This is a genomic window from Micromonospora sp. NPDC005257, assembly GCF_042872445.1.
In the GTDB taxonomy this organism is placed as follows: Bacteria; Actinomycetota; Actinomycetes; order Mycobacteriales; family Micromonosporaceae; genus Micromonospora.
Window position 1 is genome coordinate 50,002 of record NZ_JBIAKL010000003.1, and the last position, 21,445, is coordinate 71,446.

At 73.0% G+C, this 21,445-nt stretch carries 21 protein-coding genes, 1 pseudogene and 1 riboswitch; of the genes and pseudogenes, 5 read left to right on the plus strand and 17 right to left on the minus strand.

Annotated elements, in window-relative coordinates; translation table 11 throughout:
• Nucleotides 1–128: 128 nt before the first annotated feature.
• Nucleotides 129–1,046, plus strand: a complete 918-nt coding sequence (locus ACFYO8_RS07060; RefSeq protein ID WP_354867589.1) for a helix-turn-helix transcriptional regulator — start codon at nt 129–131, stop codon at nt 1,044–1,046.
• Between the two features lie 66 nt (nt 1,047–1,112).
• On the opposite strand, the gene pheT is transcribed toward ACFYO8_RS07060, so the two are convergent.
• From pheT to ACFYO8_RS07105, 9 genes are all read right to left on the minus strand, one after another.
• Complete coding sequence (gene pheT, locus ACFYO8_RS07065; protein ID WP_357706804.1) at nt 1,113–3,659, minus strand: phenylalanine--tRNA ligase subunit beta; 2,547 nt, start codon at nt 3,657–3,659, stop codon at nt 1,113–1,115.
• Between the two features lie 26 nt (nt 3,660–3,685).
• Nucleotides 3,686–4,747, minus strand: coding sequence for a phenylalanine--tRNA ligase subunit alpha (gene pheS, locus ACFYO8_RS07070; protein ID WP_355096094.1), 1,062 nt, complete (start codon nt 4,745–4,747; stop codon nt 3,686–3,688).
• A gap of 168 nt (nt 4,748–4,915) precedes the next feature.
• Nucleotides 4,916–5,800 carry an RNA methyltransferase gene (locus tag ACFYO8_RS07075; protein WP_354866880.1) on the minus strand — a complete coding sequence of 295 codons (885 nt, stop codon included), beginning with the start codon at nt 5,798–5,800 and terminating at the stop codon, nt 4,916–4,918.
• A gap of 32 nt (nt 5,801–5,832) precedes the next feature.
• Nucleotides 5,833–6,225, minus strand: a complete 393-nt coding sequence (gene rplT, locus ACFYO8_RS07080; protein ID WP_354866882.1) for a 50S ribosomal protein L20 — start codon at nt 6,223–6,225, stop codon at nt 5,833–5,835.
• A 32-nt stretch (nt 6,226–6,257) separates the two neighbouring features.
• Nucleotides 6,258–6,452, minus strand: a complete 195-nt coding sequence (rpmI, locus tag ACFYO8_RS07085; RefSeq protein ID WP_184684674.1) for a 50S ribosomal protein L35 — start codon at nt 6,450–6,452, stop codon at nt 6,258–6,260.
• Nucleotides 6,453–6,471: 19 nt separating this feature from the next.
• Nucleotides 6,472–7,119: a translation initiation factor IF-3 gene (gene infC, locus ACFYO8_RS07090; RefSeq protein WP_354867591.1), complete on the minus strand. Its 648-nt coding sequence runs from the start codon at nt 7,117–7,119 to the stop codon at nt 6,472–6,474.
• 322 nt (nt 7,120–7,441) lie between these two features.
• Complete coding sequence (locus ACFYO8_RS07095) at nt 7,442–7,915, minus strand: PH domain-containing protein (protein WP_354866884.1); 474 nt, start codon at nt 7,913–7,915, stop codon at nt 7,442–7,444.
• 86 nt (nt 7,916–8,001) lie between these two features.
• Nucleotides 8,002–8,847 carry an ATP phosphoribosyltransferase gene (gene hisG, locus ACFYO8_RS07100; protein ID WP_357706808.1) on the minus strand — a complete coding sequence of 282 codons (846 nt, stop codon included), beginning with the start codon at nt 8,845–8,847 and terminating at the stop codon, nt 8,002–8,004.
• 43 nt (nt 8,848–8,890) lie between these two features.
• On the minus strand, nt 8,891–9,154 hold the full coding sequence (locus ACFYO8_RS07105) for a phosphoribosyl-ATP diphosphatase (protein ID WP_013285536.1): 264 nt from the start codon (nt 9,152–9,154) through the stop codon (nt 8,891–8,893).
• A 102-nt stretch (nt 9,155–9,256) separates the two neighbouring features.
• Between ACFYO8_RS07105 and ACFYO8_RS07110 the strand changes: the two genes are divergently transcribed.
• Together ACFYO8_RS07110 and ACFYO8_RS07115 are read left to right on the plus strand one after the other, a co-directional pair.
• Nucleotides 9,257–9,829, plus strand: coding sequence for a winged helix-turn-helix domain-containing protein (locus ACFYO8_RS07110; protein WP_387256864.1), 573 nt, complete (start codon nt 9,257–9,259; stop codon nt 9,827–9,829).
• Complete coding sequence (locus ACFYO8_RS07115; protein ID WP_387256865.1) at nt 9,826–11,064, plus strand: MFS transporter; 1,239 nt, start codon at nt 9,826–9,828, stop codon at nt 11,062–11,064. Before ACFYO8_RS07110 ends, ACFYO8_RS07115 begins: the two co-directional genes overlap by 4 nt.
• A 138-nt stretch (nt 11,065–11,202) precedes the next feature.
• Here ACFYO8_RS07115 and ribH read toward each other — a convergent pair whose 3' ends face one another.
• The 7 genes and pseudogenes from ribH to rpe form a co-directional block, all read right to left on the minus strand.
• A complete protein-coding gene (gene ribH, locus ACFYO8_RS07120) occupies nt 11,203–11,700 on the minus strand; it encodes a 6,7-dimethyl-8-ribityllumazine synthase (RefSeq protein ID WP_355097335.1) in 498 nt (165 codons plus the stop codon).
• A 4-nt stretch (nt 11,701–11,704) separates the two neighbouring features.
• The gene (locus ACFYO8_RS07125; RefSeq protein WP_354866892.1) at nt 11,705–12,970 is read right to left on the minus strand and encodes a bifunctional 3,4-dihydroxy-2-butanone-4-phosphate synthase/GTP cyclohydrolase II; all 1,266 of its coding nucleotides are present in this window, start codon (nt 12,968–12,970) and stop codon (nt 11,705–11,707) included.
• A complete protein-coding gene (pnuC, locus tag ACFYO8_RS07130) occupies nt 12,967–13,662 on the minus strand; it encodes a nicotinamide riboside transporter PnuC (protein ID WP_354866894.1) in 696 nt (231 codons plus the stop codon). The genes ACFYO8_RS07125 and pnuC overlap by 4 nt, the downstream gene beginning before the upstream one ends.
• Nucleotides 13,652–14,273 (minus strand): annotated as a pseudogene (locus ACFYO8_RS07135) (riboflavin synthase); the annotation flags it as partial. The gene pnuC and the pseudogene ACFYO8_RS07135, both read right to left, overlap by 11 nt.
• Before the next feature lies 1 nt (nt 14,274).
• On the minus strand, nt 14,275–15,336 hold the full coding sequence (gene ribD, locus ACFYO8_RS07140) for a bifunctional diaminohydroxyphosphoribosylaminopyrimidine deaminase/5-amino-6-(5-phosphoribosylamino)uracil reductase RibD (RefSeq protein WP_355095665.1): 1,062 nt from the start codon (nt 15,334–15,336) through the stop codon (nt 14,275–14,277).
• Nucleotides 15,337–15,504: 168 nt separating this feature from the next.
• Nucleotides 15,505–15,677, minus strand: a riboswitch (FMN riboswitch).
• An 80-nt stretch (nt 15,678–15,757) separates the two neighbouring features.
• Nucleotides 15,758–16,714, minus strand: coding sequence for a response regulator (locus ACFYO8_RS07145; protein WP_354866900.1), 957 nt, complete (start codon nt 16,712–16,714; stop codon nt 15,758–15,760).
• A gap of 1 nt (nt 16,715) precedes the next feature.
• Entirely contained in the window at nt 16,716–17,396 is a 681-nt protein-coding gene (gene rpe / locus ACFYO8_RS07150) for a ribulose-phosphate 3-epimerase (protein WP_354866902.1), read from the minus strand.
• Between the two features lie 261 nt (nt 17,397–17,657).
• Here rpe and ACFYO8_RS07155 point away from each other — a divergent pair, with 261 nt between their 5' ends.
• Both ACFYO8_RS07155 and ACFYO8_RS07160 read left to right on the plus strand, forming a co-directional pair.
• Nucleotides 17,658–18,545: a septum formation family protein gene (locus ACFYO8_RS07155; protein ID WP_355095666.1), complete on the plus strand. Its 888-nt coding sequence runs from the start codon at nt 17,658–17,660 to the stop codon at nt 18,543–18,545.
• A 76-nt stretch (nt 18,546–18,621) separates the two neighbouring features.
• Nucleotides 18,622–19,512 carry a septum formation family protein gene (locus ACFYO8_RS07160; protein WP_354866905.1) on the plus strand — a complete coding sequence of 297 codons (891 nt, stop codon included), beginning with the start codon at nt 18,622–18,624 and terminating at the stop codon, nt 19,510–19,512.
• 46 nt (nt 19,513–19,558) lie between these two features.
• Here the strand turns inward: ACFYO8_RS07160 and ACFYO8_RS07165 are convergent, their stop codons facing one another.
• Nucleotides 19,559–21,304 carry a M28 family peptidase gene (locus ACFYO8_RS07165; RefSeq protein ID WP_354866907.1) on the minus strand — a complete coding sequence of 582 codons (1,746 nt, stop codon included), beginning with the start codon at nt 21,302–21,304 and terminating at the stop codon, nt 19,559–19,561.
• Between the last annotated feature and the right edge of the window lie 141 nt (nt 21,305–21,445).

Here is a 21,445-nt window from a genome sequence, read left to right on the forward strand (position 1 = left end):
GCCACGTACATCAATCTGTTATCTAACCCGAGGCTGCGCCTCCATTAGTGTGACGATCGAATCCCGGGGGAGGGAACGTGATCGACAGATTGGGGCTGTCCGCCACCGACGAGGCCGTCTACTGGGCGATGGTCGACAATCCGGCATGGGATGTCGAGGACCTCGTGACCGGCCTGGGCATGCCGGAGACGGCCGTCCACGACGCCCTCACCGCGCTCGCCGACCACGCGATGATCCTGCCCTCGTCGAACCGGCCGGGCAGCCTCCGCGCGGTGAGCCCGCAGCTCGGCCTGCTCGTCCTGCTCGATCAGGCGGAGCAGCGGACGGTCGCTGAGCAGGCAAGGATCCAGGCGACCCGCGCTTCCGTGCTGGCCCGTGCGGCCAGCCAGGACGACAACGAACGAGAGGAGATCGTCCGGCTGAAGGGTGTCGACGAGCTGCGGGACCGGCTCTCCGAGCACGCCCGCACGGCCACCCAGAGCGTCATGATGCTGACCGGCGGCCTGGCGATTCCGCAGCAGATCAGGGAAAGCGGAGGCGCCCTGACCCGGATGGCACTGGCTCGCGGCATCACCATCCGGCACCTCTACCAGGAGGGCATTCTTCAGGACCCGGCCTCCTGCGCCTATGCCGAGGAGATGGCCGAATGCGGGGAGGACATCCGGGTGCTGCCGGGGGCCCCGGTGCGGATGACGCTCGTGGATCACAGAATCGCTCTCCTGCCGATCGAATCGCACGTCGGCCGGGGCGCGGTGGAAATCCGCAGCGTGCGGCTGGTCTCCGCGCTCTGTCTGTTGTTCGACCTGTTGTGGGAGAAGGGCGTCCCGTTCTCCCAGTGGACCGGGAGCAGTCTCGACGGGCTGACCAAGCAGGCGACCGCCATCCTGCGGCTGCTGCGCCGCGGGCGTACCGACGAGGCGATCGGCCGCCAGCTCGGCCTGTCCGAGCGCACCGTGCGCCGTACGGTCGCCGACATCATGAAGCGCCTGGACGCCGAGAGCCGCTTCCAGGCCGGTGTGGAAGCGGCTCTGCGCGGCTGGATCTGACCGCGCCGACGGCGGGCAACCAGCTCCGGGAGCCGGTTGCCCGCGATCTCGCCGGCAGCGGGCCGGTCAGGCCCCCCGCAGGGTGGCGCCGACGCGTTCCGCGGCCCGGGCGACCGCCGCGTCCCGGGCGGCCACCGCCTCCTCGCCCGCGAGGGTCCGGTCCGGGGCCCGGAACGTCAGCTTGTACGCGAGCGACTTGCGTCCCGCGCCGAGCTGCTCGGAGGTGTAGACGTCGAACAGCCGGACGTCCTCCAGCAGCACGCCCGCGCCCTCGACCAGGGCCGCCCGCACCTCGGCCGCCGGCACCGAGTCGTCCACCACAAGCGCCACGTCGATCAGGGCCGGCGGGAACGTGGAGATGGTCGGGCCGGACACCAGCGGGGCGGCGGGCAGCGCGTCCAGGTCCAGTTCCATGGCGCAGGCACGCCGGGGCAGCTCCAGCGCGGCCAGCACGGCCGGGTGCAGCTCACCGGCGTGGCCGACGACCACGTCGTCCACCACCAGTTCGGCGCAGCGGCCCGGGTGCCACGGCGCCCGCTCCCCGGCCCGTACCGTCACCCGGTCGGCGGGGATGCCCGCGGCGTCGAGCACCGCCCGGCCCGCCTCGACCGCGTCCGCCCAGCCGGCCGGCCGGCCCGCGCCCCACCAGCCGGCCGGTTCGATCTCGCCGGTGAGCGCCACCGCGACGTGCCGCGGCTGGGCCGGCACCACCGCGTCGGCGGCGGCGAACTCCTCGTCGGTGGGCCGCCGGTCCACGCCCATCGCGGGCGGGGCCCCGGCGCCGGGACGCGGGTGGAAGACCGTGCCGATCTCGTAAATCGCCACGTCCCGCTGACCCCGGCCGACGTTGCGCTTGACGATGCCCAGCAGCGGGCCGAGCAGCGTGGTGCGCAGCAGCGGCTCCTCCTCGGACAGCGGGTTCGCCAGGCGTACCGCCGGGCGGCGCGGGTCGTCGGCGGGCAGGCCGAGCTGGTCGGCCAGCTCGGGCGCGACGAACGGCTGCGCCAGCACCTCGACGTAGCCGCGCTCCGCGAGGGAGCGGGCGACGGCCCGGCGGCGCTGCTGCTGCCAGGTCAGGCCCCGCCCGGGCGGCGCGGTGGGCAGCACCGACGGCACACGGTCGTAGCCGTCGAGGCGTACCACCTCCTCCACCAGGTCGGCCGGGTCGGTCAGGTCGGGCCGCCAGCTCGGCGGCGTCACGGTCAGCACCTCGCCGCCCCCGGCGGCCGTGCCGGCGGTGCCCGGGTCCTCGGCGAGCCGGTCGGCGCCGCCTGTGACGGTGCAGCCGACCTGCTCCAGCAGTTCCGCCACCCGCTGCGGCGAGTAGGCCACACCGACCCGCCGCGAGGGCAGGTCCACCGGCAGCGTCACGGGCGTACGCGGCGCGACGTGGTCGATGTCGAGCACCTCGGCGCCGGCCGTGCCGCCCGCCAGGTCGGTGAGCAGCCGGACCGCCTTCTCCAGCGCGACAAGCGGCAGCGCCGGGTCGACGCCGCGCTCCCACCGCTTCGCGGCCTCGCTGAACAGCTTGTGCCGCCGAGCGGTACGGCCGACTGTCGCCGGATCCCAGTGCGCCGCCTCGAACAGCACGTTCGTGGTGGAGGCGAGCACCTCGCTGGTCTCGCCGCCCATCACCGCCGCGAGCGAGATCGGACCGGTGTCGTCGCAGATCACCAGGTCCTCGACGGACAGTGTGCGGTTCACCCCGTCCAGCGTGGTCAGCTTCTCCCCCGCCTCGGCGCGGCGCACCACGAGCGTCCCGGCGATCCGGTCCGTGTCGAAGGCGTGCATCGGCTGGCCGAGTTCGAGCATCAGGTAGTTGGTGATGTCGACCGGCAGCGAGATGCTGCGCACTCCCGCGGCGGTGAGCCGCTGCCGCATCCAGCCGGGCGTCTGCACGGCCGGGTCGACGCCGCGCACCATCCGCGCCGCGAACCTGTCGCAGCCGACCGGGTCACGGACCTCCACCGGGTACGCCGGCTCGGCGGTCGCGCCGGGCGCGGGCGCGTCGGCCGGGTCGCGGAACGGCACACCGAGCGCGTGCGACAGCTCCCGGGCGATGCCGCGCACGCTCAGCGCGTACCCGCGGTCCGGGGTGATCTCCATCTCGACCACGACGTCGTCCAGGCCGACGACGGGCCGGGCGTCGTCGCCGGGCTGGGCCTTGACGTCCTCGGGCAGCACGATGATGCCCGAGTGGTCGTCGCCGAGGCCCAGCTCCTGCGCCGAGCAGATCATGCCGTGGGAGTTGCGCCCGTACGTCTTGCGCGCGCCGATGGCGAAGCCGCCGGGCAGCACGCCGCCGGGGAGGATCACCACGACCTTGTCGCCCACGGCGAAGTTACGCGCGCCGCAGACGATCTCCTGCGGCTCGCCGGTGCCGTTCGCGGCGCCGACGTCCACCCGGCAGAAGCGGATCGGCTTCTTGAAGCCGGTCAGCTCCTCGATCTCCAGGACCTCGCCGACGACCAGCGGGCCGGTGACCGACTCGCGCAGGTCCACCACGGACTCGACCTCGATGCCGAGGTCGACCAGCGCCTGCTCCAGGTCGCCGGTGGGCAGGCCGGCCGGCAGGTCCACGTACTCCCGCAGCCAACTGACAGAGACTCGCATGACTGTTAAACCACCGTTCCCGTAGCTCAGGCGCCGAACGCGCGGGTGAACCGCACGTCGCCCTCGGCCATGTCCCGCATGTCACTGACGCCGTGCCGGACCATCACGGTCCGGTCGATGCCCATGCCGAACGCGAATCCGGAGTAGACCTCCGGGTCGATGCCGCAGGCGCGCAGCACCCGCGGGTTGACCATGCCGCAGCCGCCCCACTCGACCCACTGCGGACCGTCCCGGTGCTCCGGGAACCAGACGTCGAACTCCGCCGACGGCTCGGTGAACGGGAAGTAGTGCGGGCGCCAGCGGGTCTTCGCCCCCTCGCCGAACATGGCCCGGGCGAAGTGGTCGAGCGTGCCGCGCAGGTGCGCCATGGTGATGCCCTTGTCCACCACCAGGCCCTCGACCTGGTGGAAGACCGGCGCGTGGGTGGCGTCCAGCTCGTCGGTGCGGTAGACCCGGCCGGGCACCACCACGTAGATGGGCGGCTTGCGGCTGAGCATGGTGCGCGCCTGCACCGGCGACGTGTGCGTGCGAAGAACGAGGCCGGAACCCTCGGGTGCGATGTGGAACGTGTCCATCAGGCCGCGCGCCGGGTGGTCGGCCGGGATGTTCAGGGCGTCGAAGTTGGTCCACTCCAGCTCGACCTCGGGGCCCTCGGCCACCTCGTAGCCCATGCCGATGAACAGGTCGCTGATCTGCTCCATCAACACGCTCAGCGGGTGGCGGGCGCCACGCGGCCGGCGGTCGTACGGCAGGGTCACGTCGACCCGCTCCTCGACCAGCACCCGCTCCGCCTGCTCCCGGTCCAGGATCTCCTGCCGGGCGGCGTACGCGGCTTCGACGGCCCGGCGGGCCTCGTTGACCCGCTTGCCGGCGTCGGCCTTGGCGGCCGGCGGCAGCGCGCCGATCTCCCGGCGGGCCAGCGACACCGGGGAGCGGTCGCCGAGGTGCGCGGGGCGCAGCGCGGCGAGCGCGTCCGGGTCGGCGGCCCCGGCGAACGCCTTCTCGGCGTCGGCCACGGCCCCGGCCAGGGCGTCCGGGTCGAGCAGGGCGACCTGCTTCGGGTCGTACGGATCGTTGCGGTAACTCATGGTGAACGGGCACTCCCTCACGGCGGCACCGACCCTCGCGGGTGGCTAGGCGAGTCTACGGACGCGCGGCTTCGCCGCAGCCCGCCGGTGGGGAGTCGTGCAGGGGGAAGGGTCAGGCCCGCCGCCCGCCGACACCGGCGGGCTGGCTAAACGAACGCCGTGGCGCGTTCATGACGAGGCGGACTCCCCTGCTGTGTCTCGCGTGCCCCGGGGGGCACGCAGTGCTCTGGCGGAAGAATACAGGCAGACGGCCGCCGCCGCAGCCAGGTTCAGGCTCTCCGCGCGCCCGTGCAGCGGCACCCGGACCCGGGCGTCAGCGGCGCCGGTCATCTCCTCGGGCAGGCCGTGCGCCTCCGAGCCGAACAGCCACGCGGTGGGGGCGGCCAGCCGCCCGGCGTCGGCGAGGTCATCCAGGTCGCTGTCGCCGTACCCGGTGGTGGCGAGGATCTCCAGGCCGGCGGCCCGCAGCGCCTGAACGGCGGCGAGCGGGTCGGCGGCGCGGACCACGTCGACGTGGAAGAGGCTGCCGGCGGAGGCCCGCACGCACTTGCCGTTGTAGGGGTCGACCGCCTCGCCCGCGAACACCACGGCGCCCGCGCCCGCCGCGTCGGCGGTACGCAGCACGGTGCCGGCGTTGCCCGGGTCACGGATCCCGGCGAGCACCGCGACCAGTCGCGGCCCGCGCGCCACGGCCTGCTCCAGGGGTACGTCGAGGTGGCGGCAGACCGCCACCAGGCCCTGCGGGGCGACGGTCTCGGCCAGCGCGGCCAGGGCGTCGTCGGTCACCTCGGAGACGGGCACGTCGGCCCGCGCGGCGGTGGCGGCGAGGTCGGCGTACCGGTCCAGCGCGGCCGGGGTGCCGAACAGCTCGACCACGGTGCCGGTGCGGGCGAGCGCCTCCCGGACCGCCTGCGGCCCTTCGGCCAGGAACCGGCCGGCCTGGTCGCGGTCGCGCCGGCGTTGCAGCCGGCGGGCCGCCACCACCCTCGGGGTACGCGCGGTGAACGGCCCGGGAACGGCGTCGAGGCGCCTCCCCTGCGACGATGACTGCATGGGAGACGCCTCGATCTGCCGTACGGGGTGGGTCAGGCGGCCTGGGCCGCGGCGCCACCGGTGCCCTCGGCCGCCACGGCGGCGCGGGCCAGCTCGACGATCGCCGCGAAGGCCGCGGCGTCGTTGACGGCCATGTCGGCCAGGATCTTCCGGTCGACCTCGATGCCGGCCAGGCGCATGCCCTGGATCAGCCGGTTGTAGGTCAGGCCGTTGGCCCGGGCGCCGGCGTTGATCCGCTGGATCCAGAGCTGCCGGAAGTCGCCCTTGCGGTCGCGACGGTCCCGGTAGGCGTACTGCATCGAGTGCAGCACCTGCTCCTTGGCCTTGCGGTACAGCCGGGAGCGCTGACCGCGGTAGCCGCTCGCGGTCTCCAGCAGGGTACGACGCTTCTTCTGGGCGTTCACAGCCCGCTTGACGCGTGCCATCTCAACTCCTTCTTCGGTTCAGGTGGCGCGCGTCAGCGGCCGAGCAGCTTCTTGATGCGCTTGATATCGGCCTTGGCCAGCTCGACGGTGCCGGTCAGCCGACGGGTCTGGGTGCTGGGCTTCTTCTCCAGGTTGTGGCGAAGGCCGGCCTGCTGGGCAACGATCTTGCCCTTGCCGGTCACCTTGACCCGCTTACCCATGCCCGTGTGGCTCTTCATCTTCGGCATTGGAACGTCTTCTCCCCTGTTACTGGCCGCTGGTCTCAGCGGTCGTGCCGGTCTCACCGGCTGCTGCGGTCTCGCCGGCCGTCGGGGTCTCGCCGGCCGGAGCGGCCGGTTCCTCCGCGGTCCGGTCGCGCGGTCCACCGCGGGACGCCGTGGCGGCGACCGCGGAGGCCTTCACGGCCCGGTGCGGAGCGAGAACCATGATCATGTTTCGGCCGTCCTGCTTCGGCGCGGCCTCGACGTATCCAAGGTCCGTGATCTCGGACTCGAGCCGGCGCAGGAGCCGGTAGCCCAGCTCCGGGCGGCTCTGCTCCCGACCGCGGAACATGATCGTCACCTTGACCTTGTCGCCGGCCTTGAGGAACCGCACCACGTGACCCTTCTTGGTCTCGTAGTCGTGCGGGTCGATCTTCGGCCGGAGTTTCATTTCCTTGATGACGGTCTGCTGCTGGTTACGCCGCGCTTCGCGCGCCTTCAGTGCGCTCTCGTACTTGAACTTGCCGAAGTCCATGAGCTTGCACACCGGCGGGCGCGCCATCGGCGCAACCTCGACCAGGTCCAGGTCGACGTCCGCGGCCAGCTGCAGGGCGCGCTCCAGCGGGACGATGCCCACCTGCTCACCCTCAGGACCGACCAGTCGGACCTCACGTGCCCGGATCTGCTCGTTCACGCGTGGTTCGACGCTGATGGGGCCTCCTCGAGTCGAGTCTCCTAATGCCGACTCCGTGGGCTCCCAGGTGGGAGCCGACCCGGAAAGCAGAAGGCCCCGGCGTATGCCAGGGCCCACTCGACCGGTCGGCACGATCACAGGATCGCGCATCCGGCGTCGGGACGTGCCCGAAACCGGGACCGGACCCGGCCACCGTGGCGGCGACTCGGGTGGGAGCGGGCGCTCCGCTTCTCGACCGCCCGCACGTCAGTGACGGAGGCAGTCTGGTCGACTCCGCAACACTACACCCTCGGCCCAGGGCCGCCCAAACCGGGATCGCTGGTCAGCGGGGTGCCGGCTGGCCGGCGGACAGCGCCACCAGGTGCGCCTGGTGCAGGCGGCGCAGCGCGCGGACGGCCTCGACCGCGCTCTCCTTGTCGGCGGCCTGCAACGCGACCATCGGCAGCAGGTCGTCGTCGTGCAGCTCCAGGCTGGCCCACGGGGCGCCCCTGTCGAACCGGACACCGCGGACGACCTCCCAGGGCAGCTCGTACGAGCTGAACACGTTGCGCACCCGCACGCCCTTGGCGTCGGCGACCACCCGGGGGCGGGTGAACAGCAGGAAGCCGAGCGCGCCGAAGACGCCCAGACCGATCATGGCGAACTGGTCGCCGCGCTGGAACGTGCCGTAGCCGTTGCCGGTGGCGCCGGTCAGCGACGTCGCGACGAGGCTGAACACCACGAACAGCGTGACGGCCGACACCCAGCAGACGACCCGGACGCGGCGGGGTCGCACGGTCACCACGGAATCGCTCACCCGACCAGTCTGCCATCCGGCTCGCGCGCGTCTTCGGCCGCCACACGGTCCGGGCCGCTCCGGCGCGACCCGGAGCGGCACCGGCCTCACAGCCGGCAGGCGTGGATGTTGGTGACCAGGATCGCGCGGGCGCCCAGCTCGTACAGCTCGTCCATGATCCGGTGCACGTCGTCGCGGAGCACCATCGCCTGCACCGCGACCCAGCCCTCCCGGTGCAGCGGCGAGACCGTGGGCGACTCGATGCCCGGGGTCAGCGAGCTGGCCCGGTCGAGCAGCCCGGCCGGCACGTCGTAGGCGAGCATCACGTAGCGCCGGGCCACCAGGACGCCGTGCAGCCGGCGCAGCAGTTGCTCCTGCTGCGCGCCGCCGGGCGCGCCGGCCCGGCGGACCAGCACCGCCGAGGAGCGCAGCAGCGGCTCCCCGAAGACCACCAGGCCGGCCTGGCGCAGCGTCGCGCCGGTCTCCACCACGTCGGCGACCACGTCGGCCACGCCGAGGCGGATGGCGTTCTCCACCGCGCCGTCGAGGCGGATCACGTCGGCCTTGACGCCCAGCTCGGCCAGGTGCCGTTCGACCAGACCGGGGTACGCGGTGGCGATGCGGTGCCCGCCGAGCTGCTGGACGGAGGCGACGTCGTCGGGCCGGGCGGCGAACCGGAAGGTGGCCCGCCCGAAGTTGAGGTCCAGGATCTCCTCGGCCGGGGCGCCGGAGTCGATCAGCAGGTCCCGCCCGGTGATGCCGACGTCCAGGTCACCGGAGCCGACGTAGGTGGCGATGTCCTTGGGGCGCAGGTAGAAGAACTCGATGTCGTTCTGCTCGTCCCGGCAGACCAGGTCCTTCGGGTCGGTGCGCTGGCGGTAGCCCGCCTCGCGCAGCATCTGGGCAGCCGACTCGGCCAGGGTGCCCTTGTTGGGTACGGCGACGCGCAGCATGGGAGTGCTCCTTCGTTCGATCGGATGATCAGCGGACGGGCACTCACAGATGTCGGTAGACGTCCTTCAGTTCCAGACCGGTGGCCAGCATCAGCACCTGCGCCTGGTAGAGCAGCTGGGAGATCTCCTCGGCGGCCCGCTCCGGGCCCTCGTGCTCGGCGGCCATCCACGACTCGGCCGCCTCCTCGACGACCTTCTTGCCGATGAAGTGCACGCCCTTGGCGAGCGCCTCGACGGTGCCCGAGCCCGGGGTGCCGGCGGCGGCCTTGGCCTGCAGCTCGGCGAACAACTCCTCGAACGTCTTCACGGGAGGCGATTCTTCCAGCCGCCCGCGGTGGCCCGTCGCGGCGGGTGGGACGGACTCGAAAGACCCCTTTCGAAAGGGATCTTTTGAAAGTAGTCTTTCGATATGGCTGAGCAACACCCCCGCGAGATCACGGACGTGGAGACGCTCCGCGCGTTCGCCCACCCCCTTCGCCTGCGCATCCTCAACGCCGTCGGCCTGCACGGCCCGCTGACCGCCACCGAGGTGGCCGAGCGGGTCGGGGAGAGCCCGGCCAACTGCTCCTGGCATCTGCGTCAGCTCGCCAAGTACGGCTTCGTGGCCGAGGCGGGCGGCGGCACCGGCCGCCAACGGCCCTGGCGCCTGGTGACCGACGGGCACCGGTGGGGCGACGGCGACGAGAGCCCCGAACTGGCTCGGGCCGGCGACGCCGCCGCCCGGGTGCTGCTCGATCTGGAGTACCGCAAGCTCTGGGACTGGATGGCGGCCCGCCGGCAGGAGCCCGCCGAATGGCGGGACGCGGGCTTCTTCAACCAGTTCATCGGCTGGTACACCGCCGAGGAACTGGCCGGGCTGCGCGAGGAACTCCGGTCGTTGTTCGCCCGCCACCTCGACCGGCTGCAGGATCCGGCGGCGCGGCCGGCCGGGTCCCGCCCGGTGCGCCTGATGGCCTGGGGCGTACCGGAGGTGGAGCGGTGAGGGGCCTGCTGCGCCAGCCGGACTTCCGGCTGTTCTTCCTCGCGCTGACCGTGAGCATGGTCGCCGAGTCGGTGCTACTGCTGGCGCTCGCGGTGTGGGTGAAGCAGATGACCGGCTCGGACGGGCTGGCCGGTGCCACCTTCGTCGCCCTGACCGCGCCGATGGTGCTCGCGCCGCTGGTCGGCTGGGTCGTCGACCGGGCGCCCCGGCGGCGGCTGTTCGTGGCGCTCAACGCGGGCACGGCCGTCCTGCTGCTGCCGCTGCTCACCGTGCACGACGACAGCCGGCTCTGGGTGATCTACGCGGTCGCCGCCGGTTACGGACTGTCCTACCTCGCGCTGGGCGCGACGGTCACCGCTCTCGTGCAGGAACTGGTCCCCGTCTCCCTGCTCCCCGACGCCAACGGCGCCACGCAGACCGTCAAGCAGGGCCTGCGGCTGGCCGGCCCACTACTCGGCGCCGGGCTGTTCGTGCTGCTCGGCGGTCCGGCCCTGGCCGGGGCCTGCGCGGCCGGTTTCCTACTGGCCGCGGTCGCCGGGCTGGGTCTGCGGCCCGCCCCGGGCGTCACGGTCGCCGGGGGTCACGCCGCGGGAGGGCGCGACGAACTCGTCGCCGGGGTACGGCACCTGCTGGGCGAACCGGCGCTGCGCCGGGCCCTGACCGCCGTCGTCATCGCCACGGTCGGCCTCGGTCTCGGCGAGACGCTGTGGTTCGCGTACGTCGACCAGGGGCTCGGCCGGGAGCCCGCCTTCCTCGGTGTGCTCGTGTCGCTGCAAGGCGTCGGCGGGCTGATCGGCGGCGTCGGGTCGGCCGCGCTGGTGCGTCGCCTGGGCGAGCTGAACGCCATGGCGCTCGGGGTCGCCTGCGTGGCGCTGGGCGGCCTGGCGCTGGTCCGGCCCGCCCTCGGCCTGGCGGTCGCGGCGAGTGTGCTGATCGGACTGGGGCTGCCGGTCGCCTGGGTCGGTGTGATGACGCTCGTGCAACGGCGTACCGCCCCGCAGCTGGTGGGCCGGGCCTCGTCCGCGCTGGACGCGCTGGCCAGCGGGCCGCAGGCGGTGGCGATCGGCGCGGGCGCGCTGCTGGTCGGCCTGGTCGACTACCGGATCCTCTACGCGTCGATAGCGTTCGTGCTCACGATCGCCGCCGGCTACCTGCTCACCGGCCGGCACCTCAGCCCACCGGCCGTGACCGGCGCTCCCGCCACCCCACCGCCCTCCGAACTGCCCATCACCTAGCCCCACCCCACCCCGCCGATCATGACGTCAGCGGTCTCAACCGTCCGGTTTGTCCACGCCAAGGAAACAAGTGTTCCTCCGCCGGTGGCACGGGATCCCGCAGACGCGGGGCCAGGTTGCGCCGTGCCGGGCGCACAGTCAGGCGAAGCCGACGCGGTGGGCGGACTGGGCGTCCAGGCCACGGATCGCGAGAGCGGCGTCCAGCGCCGCTACGGTCGCCGACCAGCCCTTGTCCTCGGCCGAGCCGGGCAGCCCGGCCCGGTCCCGCGCCTGCTCGATGGTGTCCACGGTCAGCACCCCGTGCGCCACCGGCTTGCCCTCGTCCAGCGCCACCCGGGTCAGCCCCTCGGTGACCGACTGGCAGACGTAGTCGAAGTGCGCTGTCGCGCCGCGTACCACCACGCCGAGCGCGACGACCACGTCGTAGCGGCGGGCCATCGCCTGGGCCACCACCGGCAGCTCCACCGAGCCGGCCACCCGGGCCACCACGGCCCGCGCCCCGCACGCCTGCGCGGCGGCCACCGCACGCTCGGTCATGTGGTCGGTCAGCTCGCCGTGCCATCGGGCGGCCACCACACCGACAGTCATCCCGGCCGCGTCCACAGCGGTCACGCCCGGCTCACCGAAACCCGCCATCGCCCTACGCTCCGATCTCGTCACCGGCGACCGGGCGGCCCATCGGCGCCTCGGTCACCTCGTCCAGTCCGTCCAGCAGGTGACCCATCCGGTCCCGCTTGGTGCGCAGGTAACGCACGTTCTCCGGGTTGGACCGCACGGGCAGCCCTTCCCGGCCCGTCACGGTGAGGCCGTACCCCTCCAGGCCGGCCCGCTTGGCCGGGTTGTTCGTCAGCAGCCGCATCGAGCGGACGCCCAGGTCGTAGAGGATCTGCGCGCCGGTGCCGTAGTCGCGGGCGTCGGCCGGCAGCCCCAGGTCGAGGTTCGCGTCAACGGTGTCGCGGCCCTGGTCCTGGAGCTGGTACGCCTGGAGCTTGTGCAGCAGGCCGATGCCGCGGCCCTCGTGCCCGCGCACGTAGAGGACCACGCCGCGCCCCTCGGCGGCGACCCGGGCCAGCGCGGCCTGCAACTGCGGCCCGCAGTCGCAGCGCAGCGAGCCGAACACGTCGCCGGTGAGGCACTCGGAGTGCACCCGCACCAGCACGTCCCGCCCGTCGCCGAGATCACCCATGACCAGCGCGACGTGCTCGGCCGGGTCGTGCTCGACGCGGTAGCCGAGCGCCCGGAACACGCCGTACGGGGTGGGCATGCGCGCCTCGGCGGCCAGCTCGACCTGCTTCTCGGTACGCCGCCGGTAGGCGATCAGGTCCGCGATGGTGACCAGGGTCAGCCCGTGCTCGGCGCAGAACTTCTCCAGGTCCGGCAGGCGCATCATGGTGCCGTCGTCGTTCACCAGCTCGCAGAGCACCCCCGCCGGGCGCAGCCCGGCCAGCCGGGTCAGGTCCACCGCCGCCTCGGTGTGCCCGGGGCGGCGCAGCACCCCGCCGGCGCGGGCGCGCAGCGGCACCACGTGACCGGGCCGGGCCAGGTCGGTCGGGCCGGTGGCGGCGTCGGCGAGCAGCCGGATGGTGTGCGACCGGTCGGCGGCCGAGATGCCGGTGCTGACGCCCTCCCGGGCGTCCACCGTCACCGTGTACGCGGTGCCGCGCCGGTCCTGGTTGGTGTGGTGCATCGGCGGCAGGTCGAGCCGGTCGCACTCGTCCTCGGTCAGCGGCACGCAGATGTAGCCGGAGGTGTAGCGGACCATGAACGCCACCAGCTCCGGCGTGGCCAGCTCGGCCGCGAAGATCAGGTCGCCCTCGTTCTCGCGGTCCTCGTCGTCGACCACGACGACGGGGCGCCCGGCGGCGATGTCCGCCACCGCCTGCTCGATCGATCCGAAAGTGGTCATGCCACTGCCTCCGAGTACGTCGCCGGGATCGGGGCGGGCGCGGTCGCGACGGCCCGGGAGGTGCGCCACCAGCTGTACATGCCGGCGGCGCAGAACGCGCCGTAGACCAGGTACATGGCGGCCGACGGGTAGAAGCCGCCGCGCAGCAGCAGCGGCACGCCGACCGCGTCGACGGCGATCCAGATCAGCCAGAACTCGACCCAGCCGCGGGCCATGCCGTAGGTGGCGAGCAGGCTGCCGACCAGGATCCAGGCGTCCGGCAGCGGGCCCCACGAGCCGAGCGCGGCGAGCACCGGGTATGCGGCGGCGGTGCCGACGGCGGCGGCCACCAGCAGGCCGAGCCGCTCCCGCCAGGTGGCCCAGCGCGGCACCACGGCCGGCTCGTCCCCGCCGCCGGCGCGGCGGTTGCGCGACCAGCGCCACCAGCCGTAGACGCTGACGGCGAAGAAGAAGACCTGCCGGCCGGCCTGGCCGTAGAGGTCGTGCGCCTGCGGGGTGACGAAGACGCCGCCGAGGAACACGGTGAGCAGCAGCGCGTTGCCGATCATGCCGACCGGCCAGGCCCAGACCACCCGGCGCAGCCCGAGCAGCGCCGAGGCGAGCCCGAAGACGTTGCCGACGATCTCCCGGACCAGCACCGGCGAACCCGCCACGTGCACCTGGGCGTCGAGCAGCCAGCCGAGCGGGCCCATCACCGGGCACCCCCCGCGTTCCGGTCGCCGAGCAGCCGCTCGACGTACTTGGCCAGCACGTCCACCTCCAGGTTGACCGGGTCGCCGAGCTGCTTCGTACCGAGGACGGTGAGCTTCAGCGTCGTGGGGATCAGGCCGACGGAGAACCAGTCGTCGCCCACCTCGGCGACGGTCAGGGACACGCCGTCGACGGTGATCGAGCCCTTCTCCACCACATAGCGGGCCAGCCCGGCGGGCAGCCGGAACCGCACCGTCTCCCACTGCGCGGCCGGCTCCCGGGCGATGATCTCGCCGACGCCGTCGACGTGGCCCTGGACCAGGTGTCCGCCGAGGCGGCTGTTGAGCGCGGCGGCCCGTTCCAGGTTGACCGGGTCGCCGGGGCGCAGCGCGCCGAGCGCGGTGCGGCGCAGCGTCTCGCCCATCACGTCGGCGGTGAACACGCCGCCGTCGACGTCGACCACGGTGAGGCAGACGCCGTTGACCGCGATGGAGTCGCCGTGCCGGGCGTCCGAGGTGACGAGCGGGCCGCGGATGGCGACCAGCGCGGAGTCGTCGCCGGTCTCGGTGCTCCGGACGATCTCGCCCAGTTCCTCGACGATGCCGGTGAACATGTCAGGCCTCCCTCTTCCGGGGCAACGCGGTGATCCGCAGGTCGGGGCCGACCCGCGTAACGTCGGTGATCTCCAGGTCGATGGCGTCGGCGATGGTCGTCACGCCGGCGCCGAGCAGCGCGGTCGGGCCGGCGCCGAGCAGCTTCGGCGCGACGTACCCGACGATCCGGTCGACCAGGCCGGCGGCGAGGAACGCGCCGGCCAGCGTCGGCCCACCCTCCAGCAGCGCGGCCCGCACGCCCCGGTGGTGGAGCTCCGCGAGCAGCGCGGCCAGGTCGACCCGGCCGTCCGGCCCGGCGCCGACCTCCGCGGCGGTGGCCACCCAGGTGCGGGCGGCGCCGTCGCGCACGCGGGCGTCGGCCGGGGTACGCCCCGAGCTGTCCACCACCACCCGCAGCGGCTGCCGGATGGCCAGGGTGCCGTCGCGCAGGTTGCGGGCGGTCAGGCGCGGATCGTCGGTGAGCACGGTGCCCACCCCCGCGAGCACCGCGTCGACGGTGCCGCGCAGCGCGTGCACGTCGATCCGGGCCGCCTCGGAGGTGATCCACATGCTGGTGCCGTCGGCGGCGGCGGAGCGCCCGTCGAGCGTGGCCGCGTACTTCCAGATCAGGTACGGCCAGCCGCGGCGCATCGAGGTGAGCCAGGCGACGTTGCCGGCCTCGGCCTCGTGCGCGCGTACCCCCAGGGCGACCCGGACCCCGGCGGCGCGCAGCGTGGCCGCGCCGCCCGAGGCGATCGGGTTGGGGTCGGGCACCGCGATGACCACGCGGGACACCCCGGCGGCGATGAGCGCGTGGCTGCACGGGCCGGTGCGGCCGGTGTGGTCGCAGGGTTCCAGGGTGACGACGGCGGTACCGCCGCGGGCGCGCGTGCCGGCCTGTGCCAGCGCGACGATCTCGGCGTGCGGGCCGCCGGCGTACGCGTGGAAGCCCTCGCCGACCACCTCGCCGTCGGCGTCGAGCAGCACGCAGCCGACCACCGGGTTGGGGCTCGTGGTGCCGAGTCCGCGCGCGGCCAGTTCGATGGCACGCCGCATCGCCTCGTCGACTGAGACGCTCGCCATGGCCGCCTGTCCTCCCGCTCGCCGGTCGCGCGCGGGCGGTTCGGGAGGACAGGCCACGAAAGCCGCGGACACGCGGCGGCGGAGAACCCGGGGACGGCGACGCCGACCCCGGGGAGCCCACGCGGCGGCTGAGGGTGCTCAGCGGCCGGCAGGGGCCTCCCCCGTTCCGCGCGCTGTCTCCCATCCGGACTTTCTGGGGACGGACGAGCCGCACCCCAACCGTCGGCCCCGGATTCTCACCAGGTCCACCGTCCGGCCGAAGCCGTCCGGGTCGCGGGCTTACCACGGTCGGACCGTGGATCACCGCCGGTTCGGAATTTCACCGAGCCCCGCCAGCGCGTGGTGGGTATACGGGAAGTCTTACACGTTCCACCGCGGCGCGCGCCACAGAGGCGAGCTACCTCACAGCAGGACCGCACGATCACGTAACGCCGCGGCGGCGGTCCACCGCCACGTACGACCCGGGCTGGCTCTTGGCCACCGTCTTCATCTCGGAGGCCATGGCGATGGCCTCCAGCGGATCGGTGAAACGCTTGCCGGAATCGGACAGCGACACGCCGATGGAGAGTGTGACGAGCGCGGCGCGGCGGATGTTGCCCCGCCGGTCCTTCAGCTCCACGAAGCCGCGTTCCCGGTCGGTGGAGTCGTAGAGCGCGTCCGCGGCCTTCTCGAAGTCGACCACGGCCCGGCTGGTCAGCGGCCGGACCTGGCTGGGGGTGCAGACGATGACGAAGTCGTCGCCGCCGACGTGGCCGAGGAACGCCGGCGGGACCCCGATCGACACCACCGCCCGGTGCAGGCTGCGGGCCAGCGCCGAGATGAACTCGTCGCCGCGCACGAAGCCGTACCGGTCGTTGACGCTCTTGAACCGGTCGATGTCGATGTAGCCGACGGCGTAGTCGACGCCGTCGCGTACCCGGTCGCTGATCTCCCGCCGGATCCGGCTGTTGCCGGGCAGGCCGGTCAGCGGCGAGACCTCCCGGAACTCCTTGTTACGCCGCAGCGTGGAGTTGACCCGGGCCACCAGTTCCAGCGTGTCGAACGGCTTGACCAGGTAGTCGTCGGCGCCGACGCTGAGCCCGTTGACCTTGTCCTGGGTCATCCCCTTGGCGGTGAGCATGATCACCGGCAGAGCCGAGGTCATCGGGTCGGCGCGCAGCCGCCGGGTCAGCTCCAGCCCGTCGATGCGCGGCATCATCAGGTCGACCACGGCCAGATCGGGCCGCTGCCGCTCGATGATCTCCAGCGCCTCCTGGCCGTCGGCGGCGTGCAGCACCTCGAAGCCGTGCAGGCGCAGGTTGAACTCGACGAAGCGGGCGATGTCCTCGTCGTCGTCGACGACGAGGATCACGTCGGGTCGCTCGCCGGCCGGGTCCATCTCAGGCCCCGGTCATCGCGCGTTCCGCCAGGCCCCGCAGGCGGCGTACGGCCTCCGCGGGGTCGTCGGCGCCGTAGACGGCGGTGCCCGCGACGAACGCGTCGGCACCGGCCGCGGCGGCCTGCTCGATGGTGTCCGCGGCGATGCCGCCGTCGACCTCGATGCGCAGCTCCAGGTGCCCGCTGTCGACGTGCCGGCGGGCCGCGCGCACCTTGTCCAGCAGGTGCGGCAGGAATCGCTGGCCGCCGAAGCCGGCCTTGATCGTCATGATCAGCAGCGTGTCGAAGCTCGGCAGCAGCTCCAGGTACGGCTCGATCGGGGTGTCCCGGTCGATCGCCAGCCCCGCCTTCGCCCCGGCCGAACGCAGGTCCTTGGCCAGCGCCACCGGGTCGTCGCACGCCTCGGCGTGGAACGTGACGTTGTACGCCCCGGCGTCGGCGTACCCGGGCGCCCAGCGGCGCGGGTCGGTGATCATCAGGTGCACGTCGAACGGGATCCCGGTGACGGCGCGCAGGCTCTGCACCACCGGCAGCCCGATGGTCAGGTTGGGCACGAAGTGGTTGTCCATGACGTCCACGTGCAGCCAGTCGGCGGCGGACTCCACGGCACGGACCTCGTCGGCGAGGCGGGCGAAATCGGCGGCCAGAATGCTCGGCGCGACGATCGGCGGCGGTACGGTCACCGGGCCAGTGTACGAACGCGATGATCCGGAGGTCGCGGCGCGCCTCCCGGAGCGACCATCGGTGACCTCGCCGTCACCCGCGGTGCACAATCCGGCCGTCCGGAGAGAAAATCGGCACGAATAGTCGTCGGTGACTGGCCGATCGATTGAAAGATGACGAAACTCCTACAGGGACGGTCACGTATGCTGCACGCCCGGGCGCGGGGGACGCCGGTCGAGCCTGCGCCGACCGGCTGCCATCTCTCCCGGAAGGGGCGGACGATGCGACGGTGGCTCCTCGTGCTCGCGCTGGCCGGTGCCGCGACCGCGGTGCTCGCGGGCTGCGCTCAGGCACACCGGGCCGACGGCGACCTGATCGACGACTGGGCGGCGCTGCCGGCGCCGCAACCGTTCGTCCCGGCGTCCGAGACGTGCCTGCCACGGCTGGGCACCGTGGTGGCCGCCGCCACGTACGAGACGGTGAACTGCGCGGGCAGCCACCTGGCCGAGACCGTGCACGTCGGCCGCTTCAACGGGGCGGCGGCGCAGGGCGTACGCCCGGAACCCGGCTCCCCGGCGCTGCGCACCGCGCGCGCCGAGTGCGACCAGCGGGCCCGGGAGATGATCGGCGGGGACTGGCGGGCCGCCCGGCTCGCGCTGAACATCGCGCTGCCGACAGTCACCGCCTGGACGTCCGGCGCCCGCTGGTTCCGCTGCGACCTGGCCGAGACCGACAGCATCGACAACACCCGGCCGGTCAACCGGGTCGGCAGCCTGCGGGGCGCGCTCGTCGGCGACAACCCGCTGCTGCACAGGTGCTTCGACCCGAAACTGATCGGCCAGAACCTCAACTACATGGCCCCGGTGCTCTGCACCGAACCGCACCGGGCGGAGTTCGTCGGCGTGTACGAGGAACGCGACATGAGCTGGGCGGAGTTCACCCGGGGCGCGCCCGCCACGCACCGGCGTTGCATGACGCTCATCGCCGCGTTCGCCGAGGTGCCGGACAACGCCGAACTGCCGTACCGGGCCGGGTCCATCTTCTACCCGCCGTCGCAGCGGGAGTGGGAGGAGGGCGACCGGGGCGTGCGCTGTTTCCTGTGGAGCGACGACCGCAAGCTGAACCGCTCGGTGCGCGGCGCCGGACCCGAGGGACTGCCTGTCGCCTGAGCGGCTGCCGTATGCTGCACCGCCGAGGCGTACCGGTCGACCGGGCGGCGCCGGACGCGCGGGGAGGTCGGTCGGGATGCGGCGATGGCGGGTGGCGGTCACCGTGGGCGCGGCGCTGGCACTGGCGCTCGGCGGCTGTGCCGCGCCGGCCGGAGTGGACCGTGACCTGGTCGACGACTGGCCCGCGTTCGCCGCGCCGGCCGGGTTCGTGCCGCAGTCCGGGGCCTGTCATCCCACGGTCGCCGACGTCGGCTACCTCAGCGGCTACCAGCCGGTCGACTGCGCCACCCCGCACCGCACCGAGACGCTGCACGTGGGCACGATGACCGGAGCGGAGGCGGAGCGTTCCGCGCCGCCGCGTACCGGCTCGGCGGGAATGCGTGCCGCGCACGCCGACTGCGCCCGCCAGGTCACCCGGGCCGTCGGCGGGGACTGGCGCGGCGGGCGGATGCGCCTGGCAGTGGTCTTCCCCTCGGCGCTCGCGTGGTCCGGCGGCGCCCGCTGGTACCGCTGCGACGTCGCGGAGATCACCGACCTGGACGAGGGCGCCGTGTCGCAGCGCACCGGCAGCCTGCGCGGCGCGTTGAAGCCCGGATCGAAGCTCGCGCTCGGCTGCTTCAACCCGAAGCTGAGCAAGAACGAGGTGCAGTCGATGCGGCCGGTGGCCTGCGCCAGCAAGCACCACGCCGAGTTCGTCGGCGTCCACCAGGCGCCGGACATCAGCTACGCGGAGTTCGAGCGCACGTCACTGCGGACGCACAAGGCCTGCCGCGGCCTCATCGCCAAGTACGCCGGGCTGCCGAACGACGGCAACATGCAGTACCGGGCCGGCACCATCATCTACCACCCGTACGAGGAGCAGTGGCGTGACGGCGACCGGGGAGTGCAGTGCTTCCTGTGGGTCTCCGGGCGGACGCTGACCCGCTCGGTCAAGGGCGCTGGCGCCAAGGCGCTGCCGATCAACTAAAGACCCGGGCGGGGCGGGCACGCTCGCCCACCCCGCCCGGGGCCGCTCAGCCGACCTGCAGCGTCACGTCGTCCACGACGAAGCTGGTCTGCAACGAGGAGTCCTCGACCCCGGTCCACTTCAGCGTGACCGTCTGACCGGCGTACGCGGCCAGGTTGAAGGTGCGCTGGGTGTAGCCGGTGGCCTTGTTCAGGTTCGAGTACGTGGCCAGCGTGGTCGAACCGACCTGCACGGTCAGCTTGTCGTACGCGGTCGAGGTGGTCGTCTCGGCCGTGTCGATGTGCAGCCAGAACGAGAACGTGTAGCTACTGCACCCGGCCGGCAGCGTGACCGACTGGGACAGCGACTCGGTACGCGAGGAGCCGTACCCGTTCATCCACGCCTTGTACGACCCGGTGCGGGCCGCCTGGCTGGAGCTGTTGGTGATCACGCCGGAGCTGGCCGTCCACGGCGCGGTGCCGGACTCGAAGCTGCTGTTGCCGATGAGCTGGCCGCCGGTGCAGCCGCCGCTGCCGCCGGTCACGGTGATCGTGTAGCTGGCGGTGCGGGTGGCCGAGCCGGTGCCGGTCACGGTGAGGGTGAACGTGCCGGTGGTGGCCGACGACGAGGCGGTGACGGTCATGGTGGCCGAGCCGCCCGAGGTGACCGAGGACGGGCTGAAGCTCACCGAGACGCCGCTCGGGGCGCCGCTGGCGGACAGCGCCACGGTCTGCGCGCTGCCTGCGGTGGTGGCGGTGCTGACCGTGGCGGTGGTGGAGCCGCCCCGGGCGACGCTGCCGGAGGTGGGGCTCACCGAGACGGAGAAGTCGTTCGTCGGCGTGCCGCCACCGACCGCGAGCTGCCAGATCGTGTACGCCACGCCGTCGGCGGCCCGGTTGAGGATGGTCGTGTTGATGTTGCTGGTGTTGTCGCAGGAGCGGTGGTAGCACCCGTCGTACGCCGCGCCCGCGGTGCCGCCCCACTTGCTGGCCTGCGCCGAGCTCTTGGTGTAGCTGGCGCCCGCCGCGTAGCCGGAGGTCTGGATGCCGGCGTTGGCGAACGAGTAGTCGTCCGAGCGGCCCTGCCCCTCGGTGTTCTCCTCGGGCGAGATGCCGAAGGAGTCCCAGTACGCCTTCAGCGGCGCGGCGGTGGCCGAGGTGATCCGGTTGATGAAGTAGCCGCCGTTGAGCGAGCCGACCATGTCGAAGTTGTAGTAGCCCTTGATGTAGCCGCGCTGGGTGGAGCTGAGCTGGTTGACGTAGTGCTTGGAGCCCTGGAGGCCCTGCTCCTCGCCGTTCCACCAGGCGAACCGGACCCGCTTGGTCATGGTCGGGTTCTGCGCGGCCAGCACCAGCGCGTTCTCCAGCAGTGCCGACGAGCCGGAGGCGTTGTCGTTGATGCCCGGGCCGGCGGCGACGCCGTCCAGGTGCGCGCCGAACATGACGACCTGGTCGGACGGGCCCTGCGGCCACTCGGCGATCAGGTTGTTGCCCGGGTAGGTGCAGGTGGAGCAGTTCTGCTCGGTGACCGTGTAGCCGGCGGCCTGGAGCTTGCCCTTGACGTAGTTGACCGACGCCGTGTAGCCGGCCGAGCCGGAGCGCCGGTTGCCGCCGTTGCTGGTGGCGATGGAGTTGAACTGGGTGAGGTGGGCCTGGATGTTGCTCAGGGAGACGTCGGGCGCGGCGAGCGCGGCGACGGCCGGGGCGGGGGCGGCCGGGGCGGGCGCGGCGGAGGCGGTGCCGGCCAGGCTCGCCGTCGTCAGCGTGGCGACGAGGGCGAGCGCGAGGCTCGTGGTCGGCGTTCTACGTCTCATGGAGACTCCTCGTGGGGGGTTCGCGGCGGGCGGGGGTGCCGGGACCGGTGGTCGAAACAGTTACATGCATCGATCACACAGTCAACGGGCTGTCACATCCCACCGGCCCCCTCCCTCCACCGGGATGCCGCACACGCTCCA